Below are 18,059 nucleotides of genomic sequence, written 5' to 3' on the forward strand. Positions count from 1 at the left end.
CTCAGGTGCTCTCGCGTTCCAGGATGGTGTAGCCGAGATCGCATACTGTTTGCGGCACCGGGTCGCCATCGAAACGGGTCAGCAGCATGTCGGCTGCCGTCAGGCCGATCTGGTGCGCGCTGATCTGTACTGTGGTCAAGGCCGGCAAGACTTCCTGGGCGATTTCCAGATTGGCAAAGCCGGCTAAGGCCATGCGTTGCGGCACGGCGATGCCGCGCCGCGCGCACTCCAGCGCCGCGCCTGCGGCGATCACGTCATTGCTGAAGAAGGCGGCATCGATCGGCGGGTGGTGGGCCAGCAGCCGGCAAATTGCTTCGCGCCCGGCTTGTAGGAAGGCCCCCATGGGCATCACGAGGTGCAGCGGCTGCGCTGCGCCCTGCGCCAGCAGCGCTTCGCGCATCCCGGCGAAGCGCGCCAGGCCGCGCGGGTCGTCGCCACCGACGAAGGCCATGTGGCGATAGCCCTTGCGGTACAGGTAGTGGCCCATGGCGCGGCCGGCGGCATGGTTGTCGAAGCCCACCAGCATGTCGATGGGATGCTCGCTCAAGTCCCAGGTTTCCACCACCGGGATGCCCGCCACCTTGAGACGCTGGCGCGTGCGCGCCGAGTGCTGCACGCCGGTCAGGACCAGTCCATCCACGCGGCGGCCGATGAAGGCTTCCACCAGGGCGGTTTCCGCCTGTTCCGAGTAATTGGTTTGCCCCAGCAGCAATTGGTAGCCCTGCAGGCTCAGTTGCTCGGAGAGGCCGCGCACGCTTTCGGCAAAGATCGAGTGGCTGATGGTGGGCACGATGGCCGCCACGATGCGGGTGCGACGCGAGGCCAGGCCACCGGCCAGCATGTTGGGAATGTAGCCCATGCTGCTGATGAAGGCTTCGACCCGTTCGCGGGTGGCTGGCGCCACTTTTTCCGGGGTATTGATGACCCGCGACACCGTAATGTGCGATACCCCTGCTGCACGCGCCACGTCTTCCTTGGTGATAGCGCGGGCGGGTGGGGTAGGGGTGTCGGATTTGCGAGTCATGGGGGAGGGGGGTGAAGAATTGTTGCAAGCATAACAGCAGCTTGCCCTGCCGGGGGCCTGCGGACATCCACATCCGCAGCTGCCCGGCAGGCTGCTGAGGCGCCGGAGCGCACTCAGTCGCGGTCGTTGAAGGCCGAGATATTGGAAACCTGGAATACCCCGGACAAGGATTGCAACTCGTTGCGATGCAGTTGCGCCAGGCGATGCAGGTATTGCTCGCCCAGCGTGGTCAGGCGCACCTGGACCAGGCGCTTGTCGCGGTCGTCCGGGGTGCGCGTGACCAGGCCGGCCTTCACGCAGCGCGTCACCAGGGCTACCACGCCATGGTGCTGGGCTTGCAGGCGCTCGGCCAGTTCGCTGATGCTGGCCCAGTCGCGCCCGGGATAGCCCTTGATGTGCAGCAGGAGCAGGTATTGCAGCGGGGTCAGGCCTTCGCTTTGGGCGGCGTCTTCCGAAAAGCGCAGGAAACGGCGTAATTGGTAGCGAAATTCCGACAGTGCCTCGAAATCGTCTTTTTGCAGGCGGGGCGTGCCGTTCATCGCGACGAACCCTCGCAGTGAGGCGCAAGGGATACAGCGAAATGCTGCTGGGAGAGGAGTGAATGGGACATGTATATCATCTTGTGATGTAATTGCGGTTTGGCTGGGGGCGCTGTTACGCCGCTGGCCGCTGTGAAGATACGTTGTTACGGAACGGATATGCCCGATTCTATCTTGCTGTGGTTCAAAAGTTTCATTCCTGCCAGAACGCATGTCGATCGCTTTGAGCGAATGCGCGCCTGCGTCGGCAGTCTGTTCGGCATCCTGATGGTGGGCCTGATCAGTTATGCGCTGTTGCCGCATGAGGCCCGCACCATCTGGCTGATCGCGCCCATGGGAGCGTCGGCGGTGCTGCTCTTTGCGGTGCCGTCCAGTCCGCTGGCGCAGCCTTGGTCCATCATGGGCGGCAATTTGTGTGCGGCGGTCATTGGCGTGAGTTGTGCCCGGCTGGTCCAGGAGCCGGCGCTGGCGGCGGCGCTGGCGATTTCGCTGGCCATCGGTGCGATGTTCCTGTTGCGTTGCATCCATCCGCCCAGTGGCGCGGTGGCTCTGACGGCGGTGTTGGGCGGGCCGGCAGTGCAGCAGATGGGCTATGCCTTCGTGCTCTCGCCGGTCTTGCTCAATTCGGCGCTGCTGCTGGCGATGGCGCTATTCTTCAACAATGCCACCGGGCGCCGCTATCCCCATGCCCAGCAGAGTGCGGCGGCGCACCCGCACCAGACGCGAGATGAATTACCGATCACGCGTCTGGGCTTTTCGCACGAGGATCTGGATGAGGTGCTGAAGAATTTTAACCAGGTGCTCGACATCGGTCGTGACGATCTGGAAGAAATCTTCATGCAGACCGAAATGCGTGCCTACCATCGTCGTTTTGGCCAGACCCTGTGTGCTGCGGTGATGTCGCGCGACGTGGTGGCGGTGGAGTTTGCCACCGGCTTGGATGAGGCCTGGCGCCTGTTGCAGCAGCACCGCCTGCGCGCCATGCCGGTGCTGGACCGGGGGCGGCACGTGATCGGCATCATCAGTCGCAGCGACTTCCTCGAACACGCCGGTGTGGAGGTGCAGTCAGGCCTGGCGGGGCAATTGCGGCGTTTGCTGCATCGGGTGCCCTTTTCCCATTCCGACAAGCCAGAAGTGGTCGGGCAGATCATGAGCCGTCCCGTCATTACTGCGCAGGTCGACACTCCCGTGCTGGAACTGGTGCCGCGCATGGCCGATGGCTTGCACCAGATTCCCATCGTGCAGGCCGATGGCAAGCTGGCCGGGATGTTGACGCAATCGGACATGATTGCTGCGCTGTATGAGAAGAATCTGGCGGCGGCGCGCGCTGTGCCGAGCGCGCCGGGCTTGCGCACTGCGGCTTGAATGGCTTAAAGGCGTGGCTTGACAGTGGGCGTGGGCAGGAGGATCTTGCTTGCATGATGTTTCATCAAGGGAGGTTGTGATGAGAACAAATGCGCTGGCCGTGATGGTCTCTGCCTTGTTGCTGTTGCAGGCTTGCGAACGCCGGGGCGGCAATCCGCCCAAGCCGGTGGCTTCGGCGTCGCAGCAGGTCGCTCAAGTGGCGTGGGTGTGCAGAGGCGTTGGATGGGGGGGGGGGCTGTGGCGCTGAAGGCAGGGAGTTATTGAGCACGTGAATATCTGCTATTGCCACAATAAAGCAGACGCGCTCGGGGTGCCTCGCTATAGTGGCACCTGTCTCCTCCAATCTCCTCCTTAAGAAATTGGATTCAAGCCCGCACCTCTCGGTCGCGGGCTTTTTTTTTGCCTGTTCGTTCGGCTTTGCCTCCCTGTCGGTGATTATCCCTTCACTCGGTAGGGAAGCGGAGGCGCCGGTTCTTGGTAAGATGGTGCATCCGGCGTCCTTGCTTATGTCTTTCTTGTTTTTTTTTGATAACGGACGCGCTGCTTCACGCTTTACCTTCAGATTCTGTCAATGTCTTCCACATCCCTGTCGCCATCGCCCACCACTTCTGCGCCCGAACGCCCCGATACGCCTTGCGTGGCGGTCTGCTCGACCACTTTCGACGATGTCTGCCGCGGTTGCGGCCGCACGGTCGATGAGGTGGCGCAGTGGGTCTTCATGGATGAGACGCAGCGCGAGGTGGTGTGGCAGCGCATCCTGGCCCAGGGTTACCCGCGCCGTAATTACTGAGGCGGCAGGCCCGCTGCAAAGAACTTCACCCCTGCCTGGCGCAGCATACTGGTCAAGGCAATCAGTGGCAGGCCGGTCAGGGCGGTGGGGTCGTCGCTGTGGATGCTGTCCAGGATGGCGATGCCCAATCCTTCATTCTTGGCGCTGCCGGCGCAGTCATAGGGTTGCTCAATGCGCAGGTAGGCCTCCAGTTCGGCGTCGTCCAGATCGCGAAAGCGCACCAGGGTCTGCACATTGCAGACCTGCGCCGCAGTGGCGGCATCGGCGCGGCGGCCATCCCACAGACACAGTGCGGTATGGAAGATCACTTCGCGTCCGCGCATCCATTGCAATTGCTTCAAGGCATTGGCGTGATTGCCGGGTTTACCGATCTGCTGGCCATCCAGGGTGGCAACCTGGTCCGAGCCGATCACCAGGGCCGCGCCCACGCGTGCGGCGATGGCACCGGCCTTCTGGTGCGCCAGGCGCAGCGCGGTGGCCTGCGGGCTTTCGCCGGGTTGCGGGGATTCGTCGATGTCCGGGGCCATGGTTTCGAAGGGCAGGCCGAGTCGGCTCAGCAGTTCCTTGCGATAGATGGAGCTGGAGCCTAGGATCAGGCGTGCTTGGCTGGGATTGGGATGATTTTGCGACATATCGGAAGTGGCAGATGTGATGCTGTTGGCAATGGAAACCCGGATTTTGGCCGAAAAACGCGGTAAAAGCGGGTTTGTTGCCACAAGCGGTGCATTTTTTTGCGCGCAGATCGCGAATGGCGCGCTAAGGCTTTGACTGGTAAGGAAATTTTCTGTTATGATCGCAGGTTTTCCGGATTCTGCTTTGGCTATGAATGCATTTGTTATCGACGCGTTCGAATTCTGCAGGCTGAAACAGCAGGCGCAGGGTGAGATTCCGGTTGCTGAATTAGGTCGTCTGGCGCAAGAGACGGTTGACCGTTCCGGCACGATTCACTGGGCTCTGTCCGGCGATATCGACAAGCTGGGACATGCTCAACTCAGTCTGGCAGTGTCGGGTGCAGTTAATCTGATCTGTCAGCGTTGCCTGACGGCATTGAATTTCGAGATTGATTCGAAGTCGCTGCTGGTATTGGCAAAAGATGAGGCGCAAGCCGACACCATCGAAGAACTGCTGGATGATGATGAGATCGATGTCATCGTCGGATCAGCCGCCTTCGATGTGAACTACCTGATCGAAGACGAAGCGTTGCTGGCCCTGCCGGTGGCGCCCAAGCATGAAGTCTGTCCTGACGGTAGTGTGGCGGACCAGGCCAAAGGTGCTGAACGGGCTTCCCCGTTTGAGGTACTGAAGAAGTTGAAGCAGTAACAAGTATTGTTGGGGAATGTCTGGCAAAGGCCGGGCAGCGGCACAGCGGGTTTACCAAAAACAGGAACCCGGTGTGTTAAAATTTTCAATCTTAAGTAAGGTTTAGGAGTAATCATGGCCGTTCAACAGAACAAAAAGACCCCGTCCAAGCGCGGTATGCATCGCGCACACGACTTTCTGACTGCACCCCCGCTGGCTGTGGAGCCGACCACTGGTGAGACCCACCTGCGTCACCACATCAGCCCCAACGGTTTCTACCGTGGTCGCAAGGTGTTGAAGACCAAGAACGACGAGTAATCTCATTCATTGAGCTTGCTGTTTTTGGAGAAAAGCGGCGCAATGAGCTTCTGTTTCAAGAGGTTCATTTTGCGCCGCTTTTTTATGTCCGCGACATCCGTCAGCGGGCGTGCCTGCCTGCTTGCGTGAACCTTCATTTGGCGTTTTGTATAGGTGTGCCATTTTGAACGGTCTCCAATCTGCCTCATAATGTGGGCTGGCCAGGCTCTGAATCAAATCGATGACCATCAAAATTTCAATTGACTGCATGGGTGGCGATCATGGCCCGTCAGTCACTCTCCCGGCCGCGGCCTCCTTCCTCAAGCGCCAACCCGATGCGGAACTGATCCTGGTCGGCCAGGAAGCCGTGCTGCAGCCGCTGCTGAAGAAATACAAACTGGCCGGCGAGCCACGCGTGCGCATCCATCACGCCACCGAAGTGGTGACCATGGAAGACCCGGTGGAAGTTGCCCTGCGTCGTAAGAAGGATTCTTCACTGCGCGTAGCAGTGACTCTGGTCAAGGATGGCCAGGCCCACGCTGCCGTCTCGGCCGGTAATACCGGCGCGCTCATGGCAGTCTCGCGCTATGTGTTGAAGACCTTGCCGGGCGTCGACCGTCCGGCCATCTGCACCATCCTGCCCAACCAGAAGGATGGCCCCACCTACATGCTCGACTTGGGCGCCAATGTCGACTGCGAACCCCAACATTTACATCAATTTGCACTGATGGGCTCGGCCCTGGTGGCGGTCATGGAAGGCAAGGCCAAACCGACTGTGGGCCTGTTGAACGTGGGCGAAGAAGACATGAAGGGCAATGAGCTGGTCAAGGCTACCGCCGGCCTGCTGCGTGCCGAGCATGAGAAGGGCATCCTCAACTTCTACGGCAACGTCGAAGGTAATGACATCTTCGAAGGCACCACTGACCTTGTGGTGTGCGACGGCTTCGTCGGCAACGTGACCCTGAAGGCGTCCGAAGGCCTGGGGCGTTTCGTCAAGCAGGTGCTTACCAGTGAATTCAAGAAGGGCTTCATCAACAAGCTCGGCGCCCTGATCGCCTATGGTGCCATCAAGGCGCTGTCGCGCCGCCTCAATCCTTCCCGTTACAATGGCGCCAGCTTGCTGGGCTTGAAAGGCCTGGTCTTCAAGAGTCACGGCGGCGCCGATGTGTATGCGTTTGAATGGGCCATCCGCCGCGCCTATGACGCGGCCAAGTATGATGTACTCGCCCGTATTGCCGCCAGCATGGCGGAGCTGATGCCCCAGGGACAGGGGCGCACGGCCGAGGCCGAAGCGGGGGCTTTCGAGCCGGCCCCGGTCTCGCTGGATCAACCGAACTAACAGAGCAAGAAGACGGCATGACCACTTACAGCAAAATCGTCGGTACCGGCAGCTACCTGCCTACCAAGCGCGTGACCAATCACGAACTGGCTGCGCAACTGGCCGAGCAGGGCATCGAGACCTCGGATGAATGGATCGTCACCCGTAGCGGCATCTCCGCGCGTCACTACGCCGAGCCTGCCCAGCTCTCCAGTGACCTGGCCCTGCAGGCAGCCCAGCGCGCGCTGGAAGCGGCCGGAATGCAGGCCAATGACATCGACCTCATCATCATGGCCACCTCCACCCCGGATCACCTGGGTGGTTTCCCTAGTACTGCCTGTGTGGTCCAGCGCAAGCTGGGCATCACCAACGGCGCCCCGGCCATGGATGTGCAGGCGGTCTGCAGCGGCTTCGTGTATGCCATGTCGGTGGCCGACAGCTTCATCAAATCCGGTGCGCACAAGAACGTGCTGGTGATCGGTGCCGAAGTGTTCTCGCGCATCCTCGATTTCAAGGACCGCACCACCTGTGTGCTCTTCGGCGACGGCGCCGGCGCCATCGTCATGAGCGCCGCGCAGGAGCCGGGCGTGCTGGCCACCAAGCTGCACGCCGATGGCAGTCATGGTCACATCCTGTGCGTGCCGGGCAGTGTCAACAATGGCGCCGTCGCTGGCTCTGCCTATCTGTACATGGATGGTCCGGCAGTGTTCAAGCTGGCCGTTTCCTTGCTGGACAAGGTGGCGCGCGAAGCGCTGGAAGCCGCTCAGATGCAATCCACCGACGTCGACTGGCTGGTGCCACACCAGGCCAATATCCGCATCATGCAGGGCACGGCCAAGAAGATGGGCCTGCCGCCCGAAAAAATGGTGGTGACCGTGGCCGAGCACGGCAATACCTCGGCGGCTTCCATTCCGCTGGCGCTGGACCAGGCGGTGCGCGATGGCCGTATCAAGCCGGGCCACACCGTCCTGATGGAAGGCGTGGGCGGTGGCTTCACCTGGGGCGCCGTGCTGGTGCGCATGTAAGATCGGTGCGGTCTGCCGCGGCGGTCCCGCGCTTCACATTGATCGCTGATCTCCTGCATTTTTATACAACTTCACACACATCCAAGCATGACAACATTTGCTTTCGTTTTCCCCGGCCAGGGTTCTCAGGCGATCGGGATGCTCAATGGTTTCGCCGACAATGACGTCGTGCGCCGGACCGTCGCCGAAGCCTCCGATGCTCTGCAGTTCGACCTCGGCAAGCTCATCGCCGAAGGCCCCAAGGAAGACCTGGACCTGACCACCAACACCCAGCCGGTCATGCTGACGGCGGCTGTTGCCTTCTATCGCGCCTGGCTGGCTGCCGGTGGCAAGGCGCCGGCGCTGGTCGCCGGCCACAGCCTGGGCGAATACTCGGCGCTGGTCGCCGCTGGCGTGATCGCCTTCAAGGATGCGGTGCCGCTGGTGCGCTTCCGCGCCCAGGCCATGCAGGAAGCCGTGCCGGTCGGGCAGGGCGGGATGGCGGCCATTCTCGGCCTGTCCGATGAGGACGTGCGGGCAGCCTGTGCCGAAGCGGCGCAAGGCGAAGTCGTTGAGGCTGTCAATTTCAATGCCCCGGCCCAGGTCGTGATCGCCGGCCACAAGGCGGCGGTCGGTCGCGCCTGCGACATCGCCAAGGCCAAGGGGGCCAAGCGCGCGCTGCCGCTGCCGGTGTCGGCACCGTTCCACTCCTCGCTGTTGAAGCCCGCTTCGGATCGCCTGCAAGCCTATCTGGCCAATGTGGCGTTTTCCGCTCCGCAGATCCCGCTGATCAATAACGTCGATGTAGCCGTGGTCAATGACCCGGCCGCCATCAAGGATGCCCTGGTGCGCCAGGCCGCTGCGCCGGTGCGCTGGGTCGAGACGGTGCAGAAGATGGCCGCCGATGGCGTCACGCATCTGGTCGAATGTGGTCCGGGCAAGGTCTTGACCGGCCTGACCAAGCGTATCAATGGCGAGCTGGTGGGTGAGGCCATCGTTGATCAGGAATCCCTGAACAAAGTATTGGAGTTGCTGAAATGAGTGCACAGAATCTGCAGGGCCAGGTCGCCCTGGTGACCGGCGCGTCGCGCGGTATTGGCCGTGCCATCGCCACCGAGCTGGCAAAGCAGGGCGCCAAGGTGGTCGGTACGGCCACCTCGGAGTCGGGCGCTGTCGCCATCACCGAGTACCTGGCGGCGCTGGGCCCGGAAGCGGGTCGCGGCGCGGTGTTGAACGTCAATGACGCCCAGGCCAGCGTGGCTCTGGTGGAGCAGGTGCAGAAGGAGTTCGGCGCACTCTCGATCCTGGTCAACAATGCCGGCATCACCCAGGACCAGTTGGCCATGCGCATGAAGGAGGAGGAATGGGATAGCGTCATCGCCACCAACCTCACCGCCGTAGGCCGTCTCTCGCGCGCCGTGCTGCGCGGCATGATGAAGGCCCGCAGCGGTCGCATCATCAACATCACCTCGGTGGTGGGCGAGGCCGGTAACCCCGGTCAGATGAACTATGCTGCTGCCAAGGCTGGCGTGGCCGGCATGAGTCGGGCGCTGGCGCGTGAAGTCGGCAGCCGCAACATCACCGTGAACTGTGTGGCGCCGGGCTTCATCGATACCGACATGACCAAAGCCCTGAGTGAGCAGCAATCGGCCGCCATCCTGCAGCAGATCCCGCTGGCGCGTCTGGGCGCAGCCGAGGAAATCGCCTACGCGGTGGCTTTCCTGGCTTCGCCGCAGGCTGCCTACATCACCGGTACCACCCTCAATGTCAATGGCGGCATGTACATGGGTTGAGTAAGTCTTCTGGCCTTGATTCAAGTCCTTTTGACGTCTTTTGTTTGAAGTTAGGCTGTACTTGGCGCAATCTTGCCAGGAATAGTTAAAAGTAAATTTTCCGCGCGCAAACCTGCTAAAATGCGCGCACTTTTGTAACCTATCATCCCTCTGGAGGAACACTATGTCCGATATCGAACAACGCGTGAAGAAGATCGTCGCTGAGCAACTGGGCGTCGCCGAAGCCGACATCAAGAACGAATCGTCGTTCGTGGACGACCTGGGCGCCGACTCGCTGGACACCGTCGAGCTGGTCATGGCACTGGAAGATGAGTTCGAAATGGAAATCCCCGACGAACAAGCCGAAAAGATCACCACCGTGCAACAGGCGATCGACTACGCAAAGTCGCAAGTCAAGGCCTGATAAGGGCTTTGGTCAAAGTATCAGGAGAATTGCTTGAGCCGCACTCGTGAACGTCGTGTAGTCATTACCGGCCTGGGATGCATCTCGCCTGTCGGCAACAACGTCGCCGATACGTGGAGTGCCATCAAGGAAGGCAAGTCCGGCATCGCTACCGTCACCAAATTCGACGCGACCCCCTTCACCACGCACTTCGCCGGTGAAGTCAAGGGCTTCAATATCGAGGATTACATCCCCGCCAAGGAAGCGCGTCATATGGACACCTTCATCCACTTCGGCATGGCTGCCGGTATCCAGGCCATGCAGGACAGTGGATTGGTGGTAACGGATGAGAATGCCGAGCGCATCGGCGTCATGATCGGTTCGGGCATCGGTGGCTTGCCGCTGATCGAAGAAACCCATGCCGAACTGACCAACCGTGGTCCGCGCCGCATCAGTCCCTTCTTCATTCCCGCCTCGATCATCAACATGATCTCAGGCAACTTGTCCATCAAGTTCGGTCTGAAGGGCCCGAACCTGGCCATCGTCACCGCCTGCACCACCGGTCTGCATTGCATCGGTTCGGCTGCACGCATGATCATGTACGGCGACGCCGACGTGATGGTGGCCGGTGGCGCCGAATCCAGCGTTTCGCCGCTGGGCATCGGTGGTTTCGCTTCGGCCCGTGCCTTGTCGACCCGCAACGATGATCCCGCGACCGCCTCCCGTCCCTGGGACAAGGATCGCGACGGCTTCGTGCTGGGCGAGGGTGCCGGCGTGCTGGTGCTCGAAGAGTACGAACACGCCAAGGCCCGTGGCGCCAAGATCTATGCCGAATTGCTGGGCTTCGGCATGAGCGGTGATGCTTACCACATGACTGCGCCCAATCTGGATGGTCCGCGTCGTTGCGTGCTCAATGCACTGCGCGATGCTGGCATCAATGCAGATGAAGTGCAGTACCTGAACGCGCACGGTACGTCGACCCCGCTGGGCGACAAGAACGAATCCGACGCGATCAAGGCCGCTTTCGGCGACCATGCTTACAAGATGGTTGTCAATTCGACCAAATCCATGACCGGTCACCTGCTGGGTGGCGCTGGCGGTCTGGAAACGGTGTTGACCGTCCTGGCAGTGCACAACCAAGTGTCGCCGCCGACGATGAACATCTTCAATCAGGATCCAGAGTGCGATCTGGATTACTGCGCCAACCAGGCGCGGGACATGAAGATCGACATTGCCGTCAAGAACTCCTTCGGGTTCGGCGGTACCAACGGTACCCTGGTCATCGGCAAGATGTAAAATGCAAAACCCGGCCTCCCTGCGGAAGCCGGGTTTGTCGTTTTAATGGCGCTAAATGCGCTCTTCGCGCCTGGACATCCCATGTCGATAGCAGTTTCTGCGGATATCAAACCTTCCCGCCTGCTCCTGCTGGTCAATGGCTTCGCCTGCCTGTGCGTGGCGCTGATGGGTGTGCTGGTGCCGTTCTGGACGCCGGGCAGTTGGTCCTGGCTGGAACGCCTGGTTCTGGCGTTGGCCTGCATCCTGGCTGCCGTGCTGGCGCTGGTGCTGGTGTTGCGCGAGCGCAAGATCATCTGGTTGCATATTTCCGCCTCCGGGCAAATCCGCGTGGTGGAGCATCTGCTGCCCTCGGCGCGCGCCAAGCCGCAGGTGATGAAGGCAGGGTTGGCCCAACTGTTGGCCGGCAGCACCATCTGGCCCGGCATGTTGTTTTTGCGCCTGCGCCTGGAAAATGGCAAGACCCGCACCATCCCTATCCTCACGGATTCTGTCTCCGAAGATACATTCCGTGCGCTTTCCGTGGCATGTCGCTGGCTGATCAGTCACAATACGGCCAAGGCAAGGATGCTGGAAAAATAGGCCGGCCCCCTTGAAAATTGCCGGGCTGGAATCATCTGCCACAGGCGATATCGATAGAACAACACGGCTATAAAAAACAAGGAACCCGGTTTGACGACAGAACGCGAAATAGACCAACAGCTTGTTGAACGCGTCCAGCGTGGCGACAAGAAGGCGTTCGAGCTATTGGTAGTCAAGTACCAACGCAAGTTGATGCGCCTGGTCTCGCGCTTGGTGCGCGACCAGGCCGAAGCCGAGGACGTAGTGCAGGAAGCCTTCATCAAGGCTTATCGTGCGCTGCCGCAATTTCGCGGCGATTCGGCTTTCTATACCTGGCTTTACCGCATCGGAATTAACACTGCGAAGAACTATCTGGTTACGATGGGCCGCAGGGCGCCAACTTCGACAGAAGCAGATGCAGAAGAAGCTGAAACTTTTGACGATGCAGACCATCTGAGGGACATCAACACTCCAGAGTCGATGTTGGCCACCAAGCAGATTGCTCAAACGGTCAACGTAGCGATGGAGGCATTGCCGGAAGAATTACGTACTGCCATCACGTTGCGCGAGATCGAGGGGTTGAGCTACGACGAGATTGCAGATGCGATGAATTGTCCGATCGGCACCGTGCGCAGCCGTATTTTCCGCGCCCGGGAAGCAATTGCCGAGAAGTTGCGTCCACTGCTGGATACGGCGGCGGACAAGCGCTGGTGATGGGGCTGCACGCCTGTTGTTAAAAAGAAAACAATAAAGCGGGTATGGAACTAAGATATTTGCCGGGTGACTGCATATGGATACCAAAGTAACGACCAGAGAACAGATCTCAGCCCTTGCCGATGGCGAGCTGGGCTCTGAAGAAATGACCCTTGCCTTCGCGGCCTTGCGTTCTTCCAAGGATGCACAGGATGCCTGGGAGGATTACCACCGCATCGGCGAGGTGCTGCGTTCGGAGGAGATGGATGTCTCCCTGAGCGCCGGCTTCTCGGCCAGGATGAGCGCCTTGCTGGAGGCCGAGCCTACCATCGTGGCGCCGCAGCCTGCCGCGGCACAGCCGGTCGCCCCCGTGGCGCAGCCGGTAGTGGCCACCCAAGCGGGCAAGGCTGCCAATGGCGACCACCGCGCGACCCGTCCGGGTCGCCTGGTGCGCTTGCTGATGCCCAGTGCGGCCGCTGCCGCTGCTGCCGTGGCGGCCGTGTTCGTGGCCTTGCCCCAGCAGCAGGCGCTGGTGACGGCCGACGCCAACAAGGCCGTGGCTCAGGTGGCTCAGGTGGCCTCGGCCCCGGTCAACGTGCCTTCGGCCATTGCCACCGTCGCCGAGACCAATGGCAACCCGCAGAACGTGAACCAACTGAGTTCGCTGGCCCAGCAGGGTGAAGTCAAGCGCGATCCGCGTATCGACGACTACCTGTTTGCCCACCAGCGTTTCTCGCCTTCCTACAGTTCGGCGCAATACGCCCGTTCCGCAGCCTTCTCCTCGGACGCAGACAAGTAAGATGCGTCAAAGGAGGCGTCTGTACGGCGTACTGTGCTTCCTGTCCGTGTTGCTAGCGCCATCAGCCCATGCGGCCGATGGCGTTGCTTCACCCACGGTCAGCGAAGCCCCTGCTTCTTCCCCGCTGCTGGCGCAATTGCAGAAAATGCAATCTGCAGCCCAGCGTCTCAATTATTCCGGCAGTTTCGTCTACCAGCAGGCCGCGTTGATACGCAGCTCGCGGGTGACCCACGTGGTCGCCGGCAAGAGCGAGCTGGAAAAGCTCGAGCTGCTCGACGGTCGCCCCAGCGAATTCGTGCGCGACAACGAAGACGTGGCCAGCTACTTGCCCGATGAACGTCTGGTGCGCATGGAGCGGCGCGTGACCCGCGATGTCTTCCCGGCCATCGTCGATGCCCGTCCGGAGGATCTGGCCAGCCACTACCGCATCCAGGCCGGCGCCGATGAACGCGTGGCGGGTCGCACCTGTCATGCCATCGTGCTGGAGCCGCGCGACTCCTTGCGCTATGGTTACCGCTTCTGCACCGACCAGGCCAGCGGCTTGTTGCTGCGCGCCCAGACCCTGGACGCCAAGGGCGAGGTGGTCGAGCAGATCGCCTTCACCCAAATCGAGATCGGTGCTATTGATCGTGCCCGGGTCAACCCCACTTACCGCGATACGCGCGGTTGGCGCATCGAGAAGGCCGCCATGGCGCCGGCTGATCTGTCGGCTTGGCAGGTGACGCCGCCACCGGGTTTCCGCAAGATCCAGCAGGTGCGCCGTCTGATTTCCGATAGCGCGCCCGAGGGTGCGGCGCCGGCCCAGAATCGCCCGGCCCAGCGCGAGGTCTCGCAGATCGTGTTTTCCGATGGCCTGGCCGCCATCTCGGTGTTCATCGAGCCGGGCAGCCAGGGCCGCGAAGAAAGTACGATCCAGCAGGGTGCCATGAACATCCTCGGTCGCCGCTATGGAAATTACTGGTTGACCGTGGTTGGGGAAGTGCCGGCCGCTGCGATCCGGCAGGTAGCCAATTCCATTGAACTGAAATCCAAATAGAAGAGAACGTTGCAATGACTCCCTTGAAGAATACCCTCGCCGGCGCCTTGCTGGCCGCTTCCGTGTTTGCCGCTGCGCCGGCCGTGCTGGCCGCACCTCCGGTGGCTTCGCCCGCAGTGGCGGCGCTGCCTGATTTTGCCGATATCGTCGAGCGTACCGGTCCGGCTGTGGTCAATATCCGCACCACCGAGCGCGTGCGCCAGAATGCCCAGGGGCAGGGTGGCATGGATGACCCGGAAATGCAGGAGTTCTTCCGTCGCTTCTTCGGTATCCCCATCCCGCGTCAGCAGCAGCCGGGCACGCCCCGCGGCAACGGCAAGCAGGGTGGTCAGGGTCAGCAGGAAGAAGTGCCGCGTGGCGTCGGTTCCGGTTTCATCATTTCGGCCGATGGCTTCATCCTCACCAATGCGCACGTGGTCGATGGCGCCAGCGAAGTCTATGTGACCCTCACCGACAAGCGTGAATTCAAGGCCAAGATCGTCGGTTCCGACACCCGCACCGACGTGGCCGTGCTCAAGATCGATGGCAGCAACCTGCCGCGCCTGAACATGGGTGACTCCGACAAGATCCGCGTGGGAGAATGGGTGCTGGCCATCGGCTCGCCGTTCGGCCTGGAAAACACCGTGACCGCCGGCATCGTCTCGGCCAAGGCGCGCGATACCGGCGACTACCTGCCGCTGATCCAGACCGATGTGGCGGTCAATCCCGGCAACTCGGGTGGCCCGCTGATCAACCTCAAGGGGGAAGTGATCGGCATCAATTCGCAGATCTACAGCCGTTCTGGCGGCTTCATGGGGATTTCGTTCGCCGTGCCCATCGATGAGGCGCTGCGCGTGGCCGAGCAGTTGAAGGCCAGCGGGCGTGTCACCCGTGGTCGCATCGGCGTGCAGATCGGCGAAGTGACCAAGGACGTGGCCGAATCGCTGGGCCTGGCGCGCGCCCAGGGCGCCCTGGTGCAACGCGTGGAAGCCGGTGGCCCGGCGGAAAAGGCGGGCCTGGAGGCGGGCGACATCATCCTGAAATACAACGGTGCTGCTATCGAGCGCCCCAGCGACCTGCCACGCATGGTCGGGGCCACCAAGCCGGGCGCCAAGGCCACCGTCAATATCTGGCGCAAGGGCAGTGCGCGTGACGTTACCCTCACGGTGGTCGAGCTGGAAGCCGACAAGCCCAAACAGGCCGAAGAGAAGAAGGCCAAGCCGGATAACACCCCCAATTCCCTGGGCCTGGTGGTGAGCGACCTGACGGACGCCCAGAAGAAAGACTTGAAGGTCGATAACGGCGTACTGGTCGAGGCCGTCAGCGGTGCAGCGGCCGGTGCCGGCATCCGCCCGGGTGACGTCATCCAGCGCCTCAATGAAGTCGATATCAATGATGCCAAGCAGTTCGCCCAACTGGTGGCCAAGCTGGATGCCAAGAAGCGAGCGGCAGTGCTGGTGCGTCGCGGCGACGCCTCACAGTTCGTGCCGCTGCGTCCCAACGGCGGCAACTGAGGCTGGCGGGTTTTTCGAAAAATTGCCAGAAACTTCAGTATGAAGGCTGCGGCTCCCAGGGGCTGCAGCCTTTTTCCTTGGTTTCCGCCGTGCGGCGTGAAAAAACCTTCATATGACCTCATGACCACCCTCGATCCGCAAGCTGCGCCCTCCGAACCCTTGCAATTCATCATCTATTCGCGCAGCTACTGCCATCTGTGCGAAGACTTGCGCGATGCCTTGTGTCAGGCGCTGGGCGCGACGCCGGCCCACATCGAGATGATCGATGTCGATGCCGACGATGCGCTGGTGGCGCGCTATGACGAACTGGTGCCGGTGCTGATGGGGCAGGGGCGTGATGGGCGGTGGCATGAGTTGTGTCACTACCACCTGGATCCGGTCCGTCTCCAGGCATTTGTTGCTGAAAAGAAATAACTGTCGCTGTCGCGGCCAGGCCCGGCCACGCGCTTAGGCACCGGAAAGTCGGGCTTGTCCCTGTGAATTCCGGTAAAATGCCGGGTCGAATAAGCTGTTGCAAAGGCGCTCGGCTGGGCACTGCCCGCTTCGGAGCGCCTTTTTTCATCGTTTCCAGTCTGTTAATGAACAATATCCGTAATTTCTCGATCATCGCCCACATCGATCACGGCAAGTCCACGCTCGCCGACCGCATCATCCAGTTGTGCGGGGGCTTGTCCAACCGCGAGATGGAAGCCCAGGTGCTGGATTCGATGGATATCGAGCGCGAGCGCGGCATCACCATCAAGGCCCAGACCGCAGCCCTGGCCTACAAGGCCAAGGATGGCCAGATCTACAACCTCAACCTGATCGATACCCCGGGTCACGTCGACTTCAGCTATGAAGTCTCGCGTTCGCTGTCGGCCTGCGAAGGCGCGCTGCTGGTGGTCGACGCTTCGCAAGGCGTGGAAGCGCAGACCGTGGCCAACTGCTACACCGCCCTGGACCTGGGCGTGGAAGTGGTGCCGGTCTTGAACAAGATCGACCTGCCCTCGGCCGACCCCGACAACGCCAAGAGCGAGATCGAGGACGTCATCGGCATCGACGCATCGGATGCCACTCCCTGCTCGGCCAAGACCGGCCTGGGCGTGGAAGACGTGCTGGAAGCCATCGTGGCCAAGGTGCCGGCGCCCAAGGGTGACCCGGATGCTCCGTTGCAGGCCCTGATCATCGATTCCTGGTTCGACAACTACGTCGGCGTGGTCATGCTGGTGCGCATCGTCAACGGCACCCTGCGTCCCAAGGACAAGATCCTGCTGATGGCTACCGAAACCCAGTACTTGACCGAAAGCATTGGCGTGTTCACGCCCAAGTCGCAATCGCGCGAATCGCTGACGGCAGGGCAGGTCGGCTTCGTCATCGCCGGCATCAAGGAACTGAAGTCCGCGCGCGTGGGCGACACCATCACCCTGGCCGGCAAGCCGGCCGCGGCGCCGCTGCCGGGCTTCAAGGAAGTGCAGCCGCAGGTGTTTGCAGGCCTGTTCCCGGTGGAAGCCAACCAGTACGACGCCCTGCGCGACTCGCTGGAAAAATTGAAGCTCAACGACGCCGCTCTGATGTATGAACCGGAAGTGTCGCAGGCGCTGGGCTTCGGCTTCCGCTGCGGCTTCCTGGGTCTGTTGCACATGGAAATCGTGCAGGAGCGCCTGGAGCGCGAATTCGACATGGACCTGATCACCACCGCGCCCACGGTGGTGTATGAAGTACAGCAACGCGACGGCACCCTGCTGATGGTGGACAACCCCTCCAAGATGCCGGAAGTGTCCAAGATCGAGGAAATCCGCGAACCCATCGTCACCGTCAACCTGTACATGCCGCAGGAATACGTGGGCTCGGTCATCACCCTGTGCACGCAAAAGCGCGGCATCCAGATGAACATGAGCTACCACGGCAAGCAGGTGCAGTTGACCTATGAAATGCCGATGGCCGAGATCGTGCTGGACTTCTTCGATCGCCTGAAATCCACCTCGCGCGGCTATGCCTCCATGGACTACGAGTTCAAGGAATACCGCGCCGCTGACGTGGTCAAGGTGGACATGCTGATCAACAGCGAGAAGGTCGATGCGCTGGCCATCATCGTGCACCGTGCCGCCGCGCAGATCCGTGGCCGTCAGGTGGCGGCCAAGATGCGTGAGCTGATCCCGCGCCAGATGTTCGACGTGGCCATTCAAGCGGCCATTGGTGCCACCATCATCTCGCGTGAAAACGTCAAGGCCATGCGCAAGAACGTGCTGGCCAAGTGCTACGGCGGTGACATTTCGCGTAAGCGCAAACTGCTGGAAAAGCAGAAGGCCGGCAAGAAGCGCATGAAGCAGGTGGGCTCGGTCGAAATTCCGCAGGAAGCATTCCTGGCAATCTTACAAGTGGAAGATAAATAAC

The 18,059-nt window shown here is 61.3% G+C and carries 22 protein-coding genes; 18 read left to right on the plus strand and 4 right to left on the minus strand.

What is annotated here, in order from left to right:
- Position 1: 1 nt before the first annotated feature.
- Together RC54_RS09380 and RC54_RS09385 are read right to left on the minus strand one after the other, a co-directional pair.
- Positions 2–1,024, minus strand: coding sequence for a LacI family DNA-binding transcriptional regulator (locus RC54_RS09380; protein ID WP_061788777.1), 1,023 nt, complete (start codon positions 1,022–1,024; stop codon positions 2–4).
- Between the two features lie 113 nt (positions 1,025–1,137).
- Positions 1,138–1,563: a MarR family transcriptional regulator gene (locus RC54_RS09385; protein ID WP_017450823.1), complete on the minus strand. Its 426-nt coding sequence runs from the start codon at positions 1,561–1,563 to the stop codon at positions 1,138–1,140.
- Positions 1,564–1,722: 159 nt separating this feature from the next.
- On the opposite strand from RC54_RS09385, the gene RC54_RS09390 reads away from it, so the two are divergent.
- From RC54_RS09390 to RC54_RS09395, 3 genes are all read left to right on the plus strand, one after another.
- Positions 1,723–2,928, plus strand: coding sequence for an HPP family protein (locus RC54_RS09390; RefSeq protein ID WP_174526055.1), 1,206 nt, complete (start codon positions 1,723–1,725; stop codon positions 2,926–2,928).
- 79 nt (positions 2,929–3,007) lie between these two features.
- The gene (locus tag RC54_RS25080; protein WP_156481261.1) at positions 3,008–3,175 is read left to right on the plus strand and encodes a hypothetical protein; all 168 of its coding nucleotides are present in this window, start codon (positions 3,008–3,010) and stop codon (positions 3,173–3,175) included.
- A 324-nt stretch (positions 3,176–3,499) separates the two neighbouring features.
- Entirely contained in the window at positions 3,500–3,718 is a 219-nt protein-coding gene (locus tag RC54_RS09395; protein WP_058895138.1) for a DUF1289 domain-containing protein, read from the plus strand.
- Here the strand turns inward: RC54_RS09395 and RC54_RS09400 are convergent.
- The gene (locus RC54_RS09400; protein WP_061788779.1) at positions 3,712–4,350 is read right to left on the minus strand and encodes a Maf-like protein; all 639 of its coding nucleotides are present in this window, start codon (positions 4,348–4,350) and stop codon (positions 3,712–3,714) included. The two genes, RC54_RS09395 and RC54_RS09400, sit on opposite strands and share 7 nt — an antisense overlap.
- Before the next feature lie 157 nt (positions 4,351–4,507).
- Between RC54_RS09400 and RC54_RS09405 the strand changes: the two genes are divergently transcribed.
- Both RC54_RS09405 and rpmF read left to right on the plus strand, forming a co-directional pair.
- The gene (locus RC54_RS09405) at positions 4,508–5,038 is read left to right on the plus strand and encodes a YceD family protein (protein ID WP_017450828.1); all 531 of its coding nucleotides are present in this window, start codon (positions 4,508–4,510) and stop codon (positions 5,036–5,038) included.
- A 114-nt stretch (positions 5,039–5,152) separates the two neighbouring features.
- Complete coding sequence (gene rpmF / locus RC54_RS09410; protein WP_006463510.1) at positions 5,153–5,335, plus strand: 50S ribosomal protein L32; 183 nt, start codon at positions 5,153–5,155, stop codon at positions 5,333–5,335.
- A 6-nt stretch (positions 5,336–5,341) separates the two neighbouring features.
- On the opposite strand, the gene RC54_RS25085 is transcribed toward rpmF, so the two are convergent.
- Entirely contained in the window at positions 5,342–5,584 is a 243-nt protein-coding gene (locus RC54_RS25085) for a hypothetical protein (protein WP_164471174.1), read from the minus strand.
- On the opposite strand from RC54_RS25085, the gene plsX reads away from it, so the two are divergent.
- The 13 genes from plsX to lepA all read left to right on the plus strand — a co-directional run bounded on the left by plsX (position 5,556) and on the right by lepA (position 18,058).
- On the plus strand, positions 5,556–6,653 hold the full coding sequence (gene plsX, locus RC54_RS09415; protein ID WP_058895140.1) for a phosphate acyltransferase PlsX: 1,098 nt from the start codon (positions 5,556–5,558) through the stop codon (positions 6,651–6,653). The genes RC54_RS25085 and plsX overlap by 29 nt on opposite strands.
- Positions 6,654–6,670: 17 nt before the next feature.
- Positions 6,671–7,657, plus strand: coding sequence for a beta-ketoacyl-ACP synthase III (locus tag RC54_RS09420; RefSeq protein WP_061788780.1), 987 nt, complete (start codon positions 6,671–6,673; stop codon positions 7,655–7,657).
- Positions 7,658–7,744: 87 nt separating this feature from the next.
- The gene (gene fabD, locus RC54_RS09425) at positions 7,745–8,677 is read left to right on the plus strand and encodes an ACP S-malonyltransferase (protein WP_058895142.1); all 933 of its coding nucleotides are present in this window, start codon (positions 7,745–7,747) and stop codon (positions 8,675–8,677) included.
- Complete coding sequence (gene fabG / locus RC54_RS09430; RefSeq protein WP_058895143.1) at positions 8,674–9,429, plus strand: 3-oxoacyl-ACP reductase FabG; 756 nt, start codon at positions 8,674–8,676, stop codon at positions 9,427–9,429. Before fabD ends, fabG begins: the two co-directional genes overlap by 4 nt.
- Positions 9,430–9,592: 163 nt before the next feature.
- A complete protein-coding gene (gene acpP / locus RC54_RS09435) occupies positions 9,593–9,832 on the plus strand; it encodes an acyl carrier protein (protein ID WP_006463505.1) in 240 nt (79 codons plus the stop codon).
- Between the two features lie 33 nt (positions 9,833–9,865).
- A complete protein-coding gene (gene fabF, locus RC54_RS09440; RefSeq protein ID WP_017450834.1) occupies positions 9,866–11,107 on the plus strand; it encodes a beta-ketoacyl-ACP synthase II in 1,242 nt (413 codons plus the stop codon).
- A gap of 81 nt (positions 11,108–11,188) precedes the next feature.
- Entirely contained in the window at positions 11,189–11,686 is a 498-nt protein-coding gene (locus RC54_RS09445; RefSeq protein WP_058895144.1) for a protein YgfX, read from the plus strand.
- Positions 11,687–11,776: 90 nt separating this feature from the next.
- Positions 11,777–12,379, plus strand: a complete 603-nt coding sequence (gene rpoE, locus RC54_RS09450) for an RNA polymerase sigma factor RpoE (RefSeq protein WP_006463502.1) — start codon at positions 11,777–11,779, stop codon at positions 12,377–12,379.
- Between the two features lie 76 nt (positions 12,380–12,455).
- Positions 12,456–13,157: a sigma-E factor negative regulatory protein gene (locus RC54_RS09455; protein WP_061788781.1), complete on the plus strand. Its 702-nt coding sequence runs from the start codon at positions 12,456–12,458 to the stop codon at positions 13,155–13,157.
- Position 13,158: 1 nt separating this feature from the next.
- Complete coding sequence (locus RC54_RS09460) at positions 13,159–14,193, plus strand: MucB/RseB C-terminal domain-containing protein (protein ID WP_058895146.1); 1,035 nt, start codon at positions 13,159–13,161, stop codon at positions 14,191–14,193.
- A 14-nt stretch (positions 14,194–14,207) separates the two neighbouring features.
- Positions 14,208–15,686 carry a DegQ family serine endoprotease gene (locus RC54_RS09465; protein WP_058895147.1) on the plus strand — a complete coding sequence of 493 codons (1,479 nt, stop codon included), beginning with the start codon at positions 14,208–14,210 and terminating at the stop codon, positions 15,684–15,686.
- Between the two features lie 120 nt (positions 15,687–15,806).
- Positions 15,807–16,100 (plus strand): glutaredoxin family protein, encoded by a 294-nt coding sequence (locus tag RC54_RS09470; RefSeq protein WP_061788782.1) that lies wholly within the window; start codon positions 15,807–15,809, stop codon positions 16,098–16,100.
- 164 nt (positions 16,101–16,264) lie between these two features.
- Entirely contained in the window at positions 16,265–18,058 is a 1,794-nt protein-coding gene (gene lepA / locus RC54_RS09475; RefSeq protein ID WP_058895149.1) for a translation elongation factor 4, read from the plus strand.
- Position 18,059 lies beyond the last annotated feature (1 nt).

The sequence above is a fragment of the Herbaspirillum rubrisubalbicans genome (assembly GCF_003719195.1).
Classification (GTDB): Bacteria; Pseudomonadota; Gammaproteobacteria; order Burkholderiales; family Burkholderiaceae_D; genus Herbaspirillum; species Herbaspirillum rubrisubalbicans.

Coding starts and splice junctions, on each gene's coding strand:
- RC54_RS09400 (WP_061788779.1), bottom strand. CDS start 4,350: ATGTCGCAAAATCATCCCAATCCCAGCCAAGCACGCCTGATCCTAGGC.
- acpP (WP_006463505.1), top strand. CDS start 9,593: ATGTCCGATATCGAACAACGCGTGAAGAAGATCGTCGCTGAGCAACTG.
- RC54_RS09460 (WP_058895146.1), top strand. CDS start 13,159: ATGCGTCAAAGGAGGCGTCTGTACGGCGTACTGTGCTTCCTGTCCGTG.
- RC54_RS09470 (WP_061788782.1), top strand. CDS start 15,807: ATGACCACCCTCGATCCGCAAGCTGCGCCCTCCGAACCCTTGCAATTC.
- RC54_RS09455 (WP_061788781.1), top strand. CDS start 12,456: ATGGATACCAAAGTAACGACCAGAGAACAGATCTCAGCCCTTGCCGAT.
- RC54_RS09405 (WP_017450828.1), top strand. CDS start 4,508: ATGATCGCAGGTTTTCCGGATTCTGCTTTGGCTATGAATGCATTTGTT.
- lepA (WP_058895149.1), top strand. CDS start 16,265: ATGAACAATATCCGTAATTTCTCGATCATCGCCCACATCGATCACGGC.
- fabG (WP_058895143.1), top strand. CDS start 8,674: ATGAGTGCACAGAATCTGCAGGGCCAGGTCGCCCTGGTGACCGGCGCG.
- plsX (WP_058895140.1), top strand. CDS start 5,556: ATGACCATCAAAATTTCAATTGACTGCATGGGTGGCGATCATGGCCCG.
- RC54_RS09420 (WP_061788780.1), top strand. CDS start 6,671: ATGACCACTTACAGCAAAATCGTCGGTACCGGCAGCTACCTGCCTACC.
- RC54_RS09390 (WP_174526055.1), top strand. CDS start 1,723: ATGCCCGATTCTATCTTGCTGTGGTTCAAAAGTTTCATTCCTGCCAGA.
- RC54_RS25080 (WP_156481261.1), top strand. CDS start 3,008: ATGAGAACAAATGCGCTGGCCGTGATGGTCTCTGCCTTGTTGCTGTTG.
- RC54_RS09465 (WP_058895147.1), top strand. CDS start 14,208: ATGACTCCCTTGAAGAATACCCTCGCCGGCGCCTTGCTGGCCGCTTCC.
- fabD (WP_058895142.1), top strand. CDS start 7,745: ATGACAACATTTGCTTTCGTTTTCCCCGGCCAGGGTTCTCAGGCGATC.
- RC54_RS09395 (WP_058895138.1), top strand. CDS start 3,500: ATGTCTTCCACATCCCTGTCGCCATCGCCCACCACTTCTGCGCCCGAA.
- rpmF (WP_006463510.1), top strand. CDS start 5,153: ATGGCCGTTCAACAGAACAAAAAGACCCCGTCCAAGCGCGGTATGCAT.
- RC54_RS09380 (WP_061788777.1), bottom strand. CDS start 1,024: ATGACTCGCAAATCCGACACCCCTACCCCACCCGCCCGCGCTATCACC.
- RC54_RS09385 (WP_017450823.1), bottom strand. CDS start 1,563: ATGAACGGCACGCCCCGCCTGCAAAAAGACGATTTCGAGGCACTGTCG.
- RC54_RS25085 (WP_164471174.1), bottom strand. CDS start 5,584: ATGCAGTCAATTGAAATTTTGATGGTCATCGATTTGATTCAGAGCCTG.
- RC54_RS09445 (WP_058895144.1), top strand. CDS start 11,189: ATGTCGATAGCAGTTTCTGCGGATATCAAACCTTCCCGCCTGCTCCTG.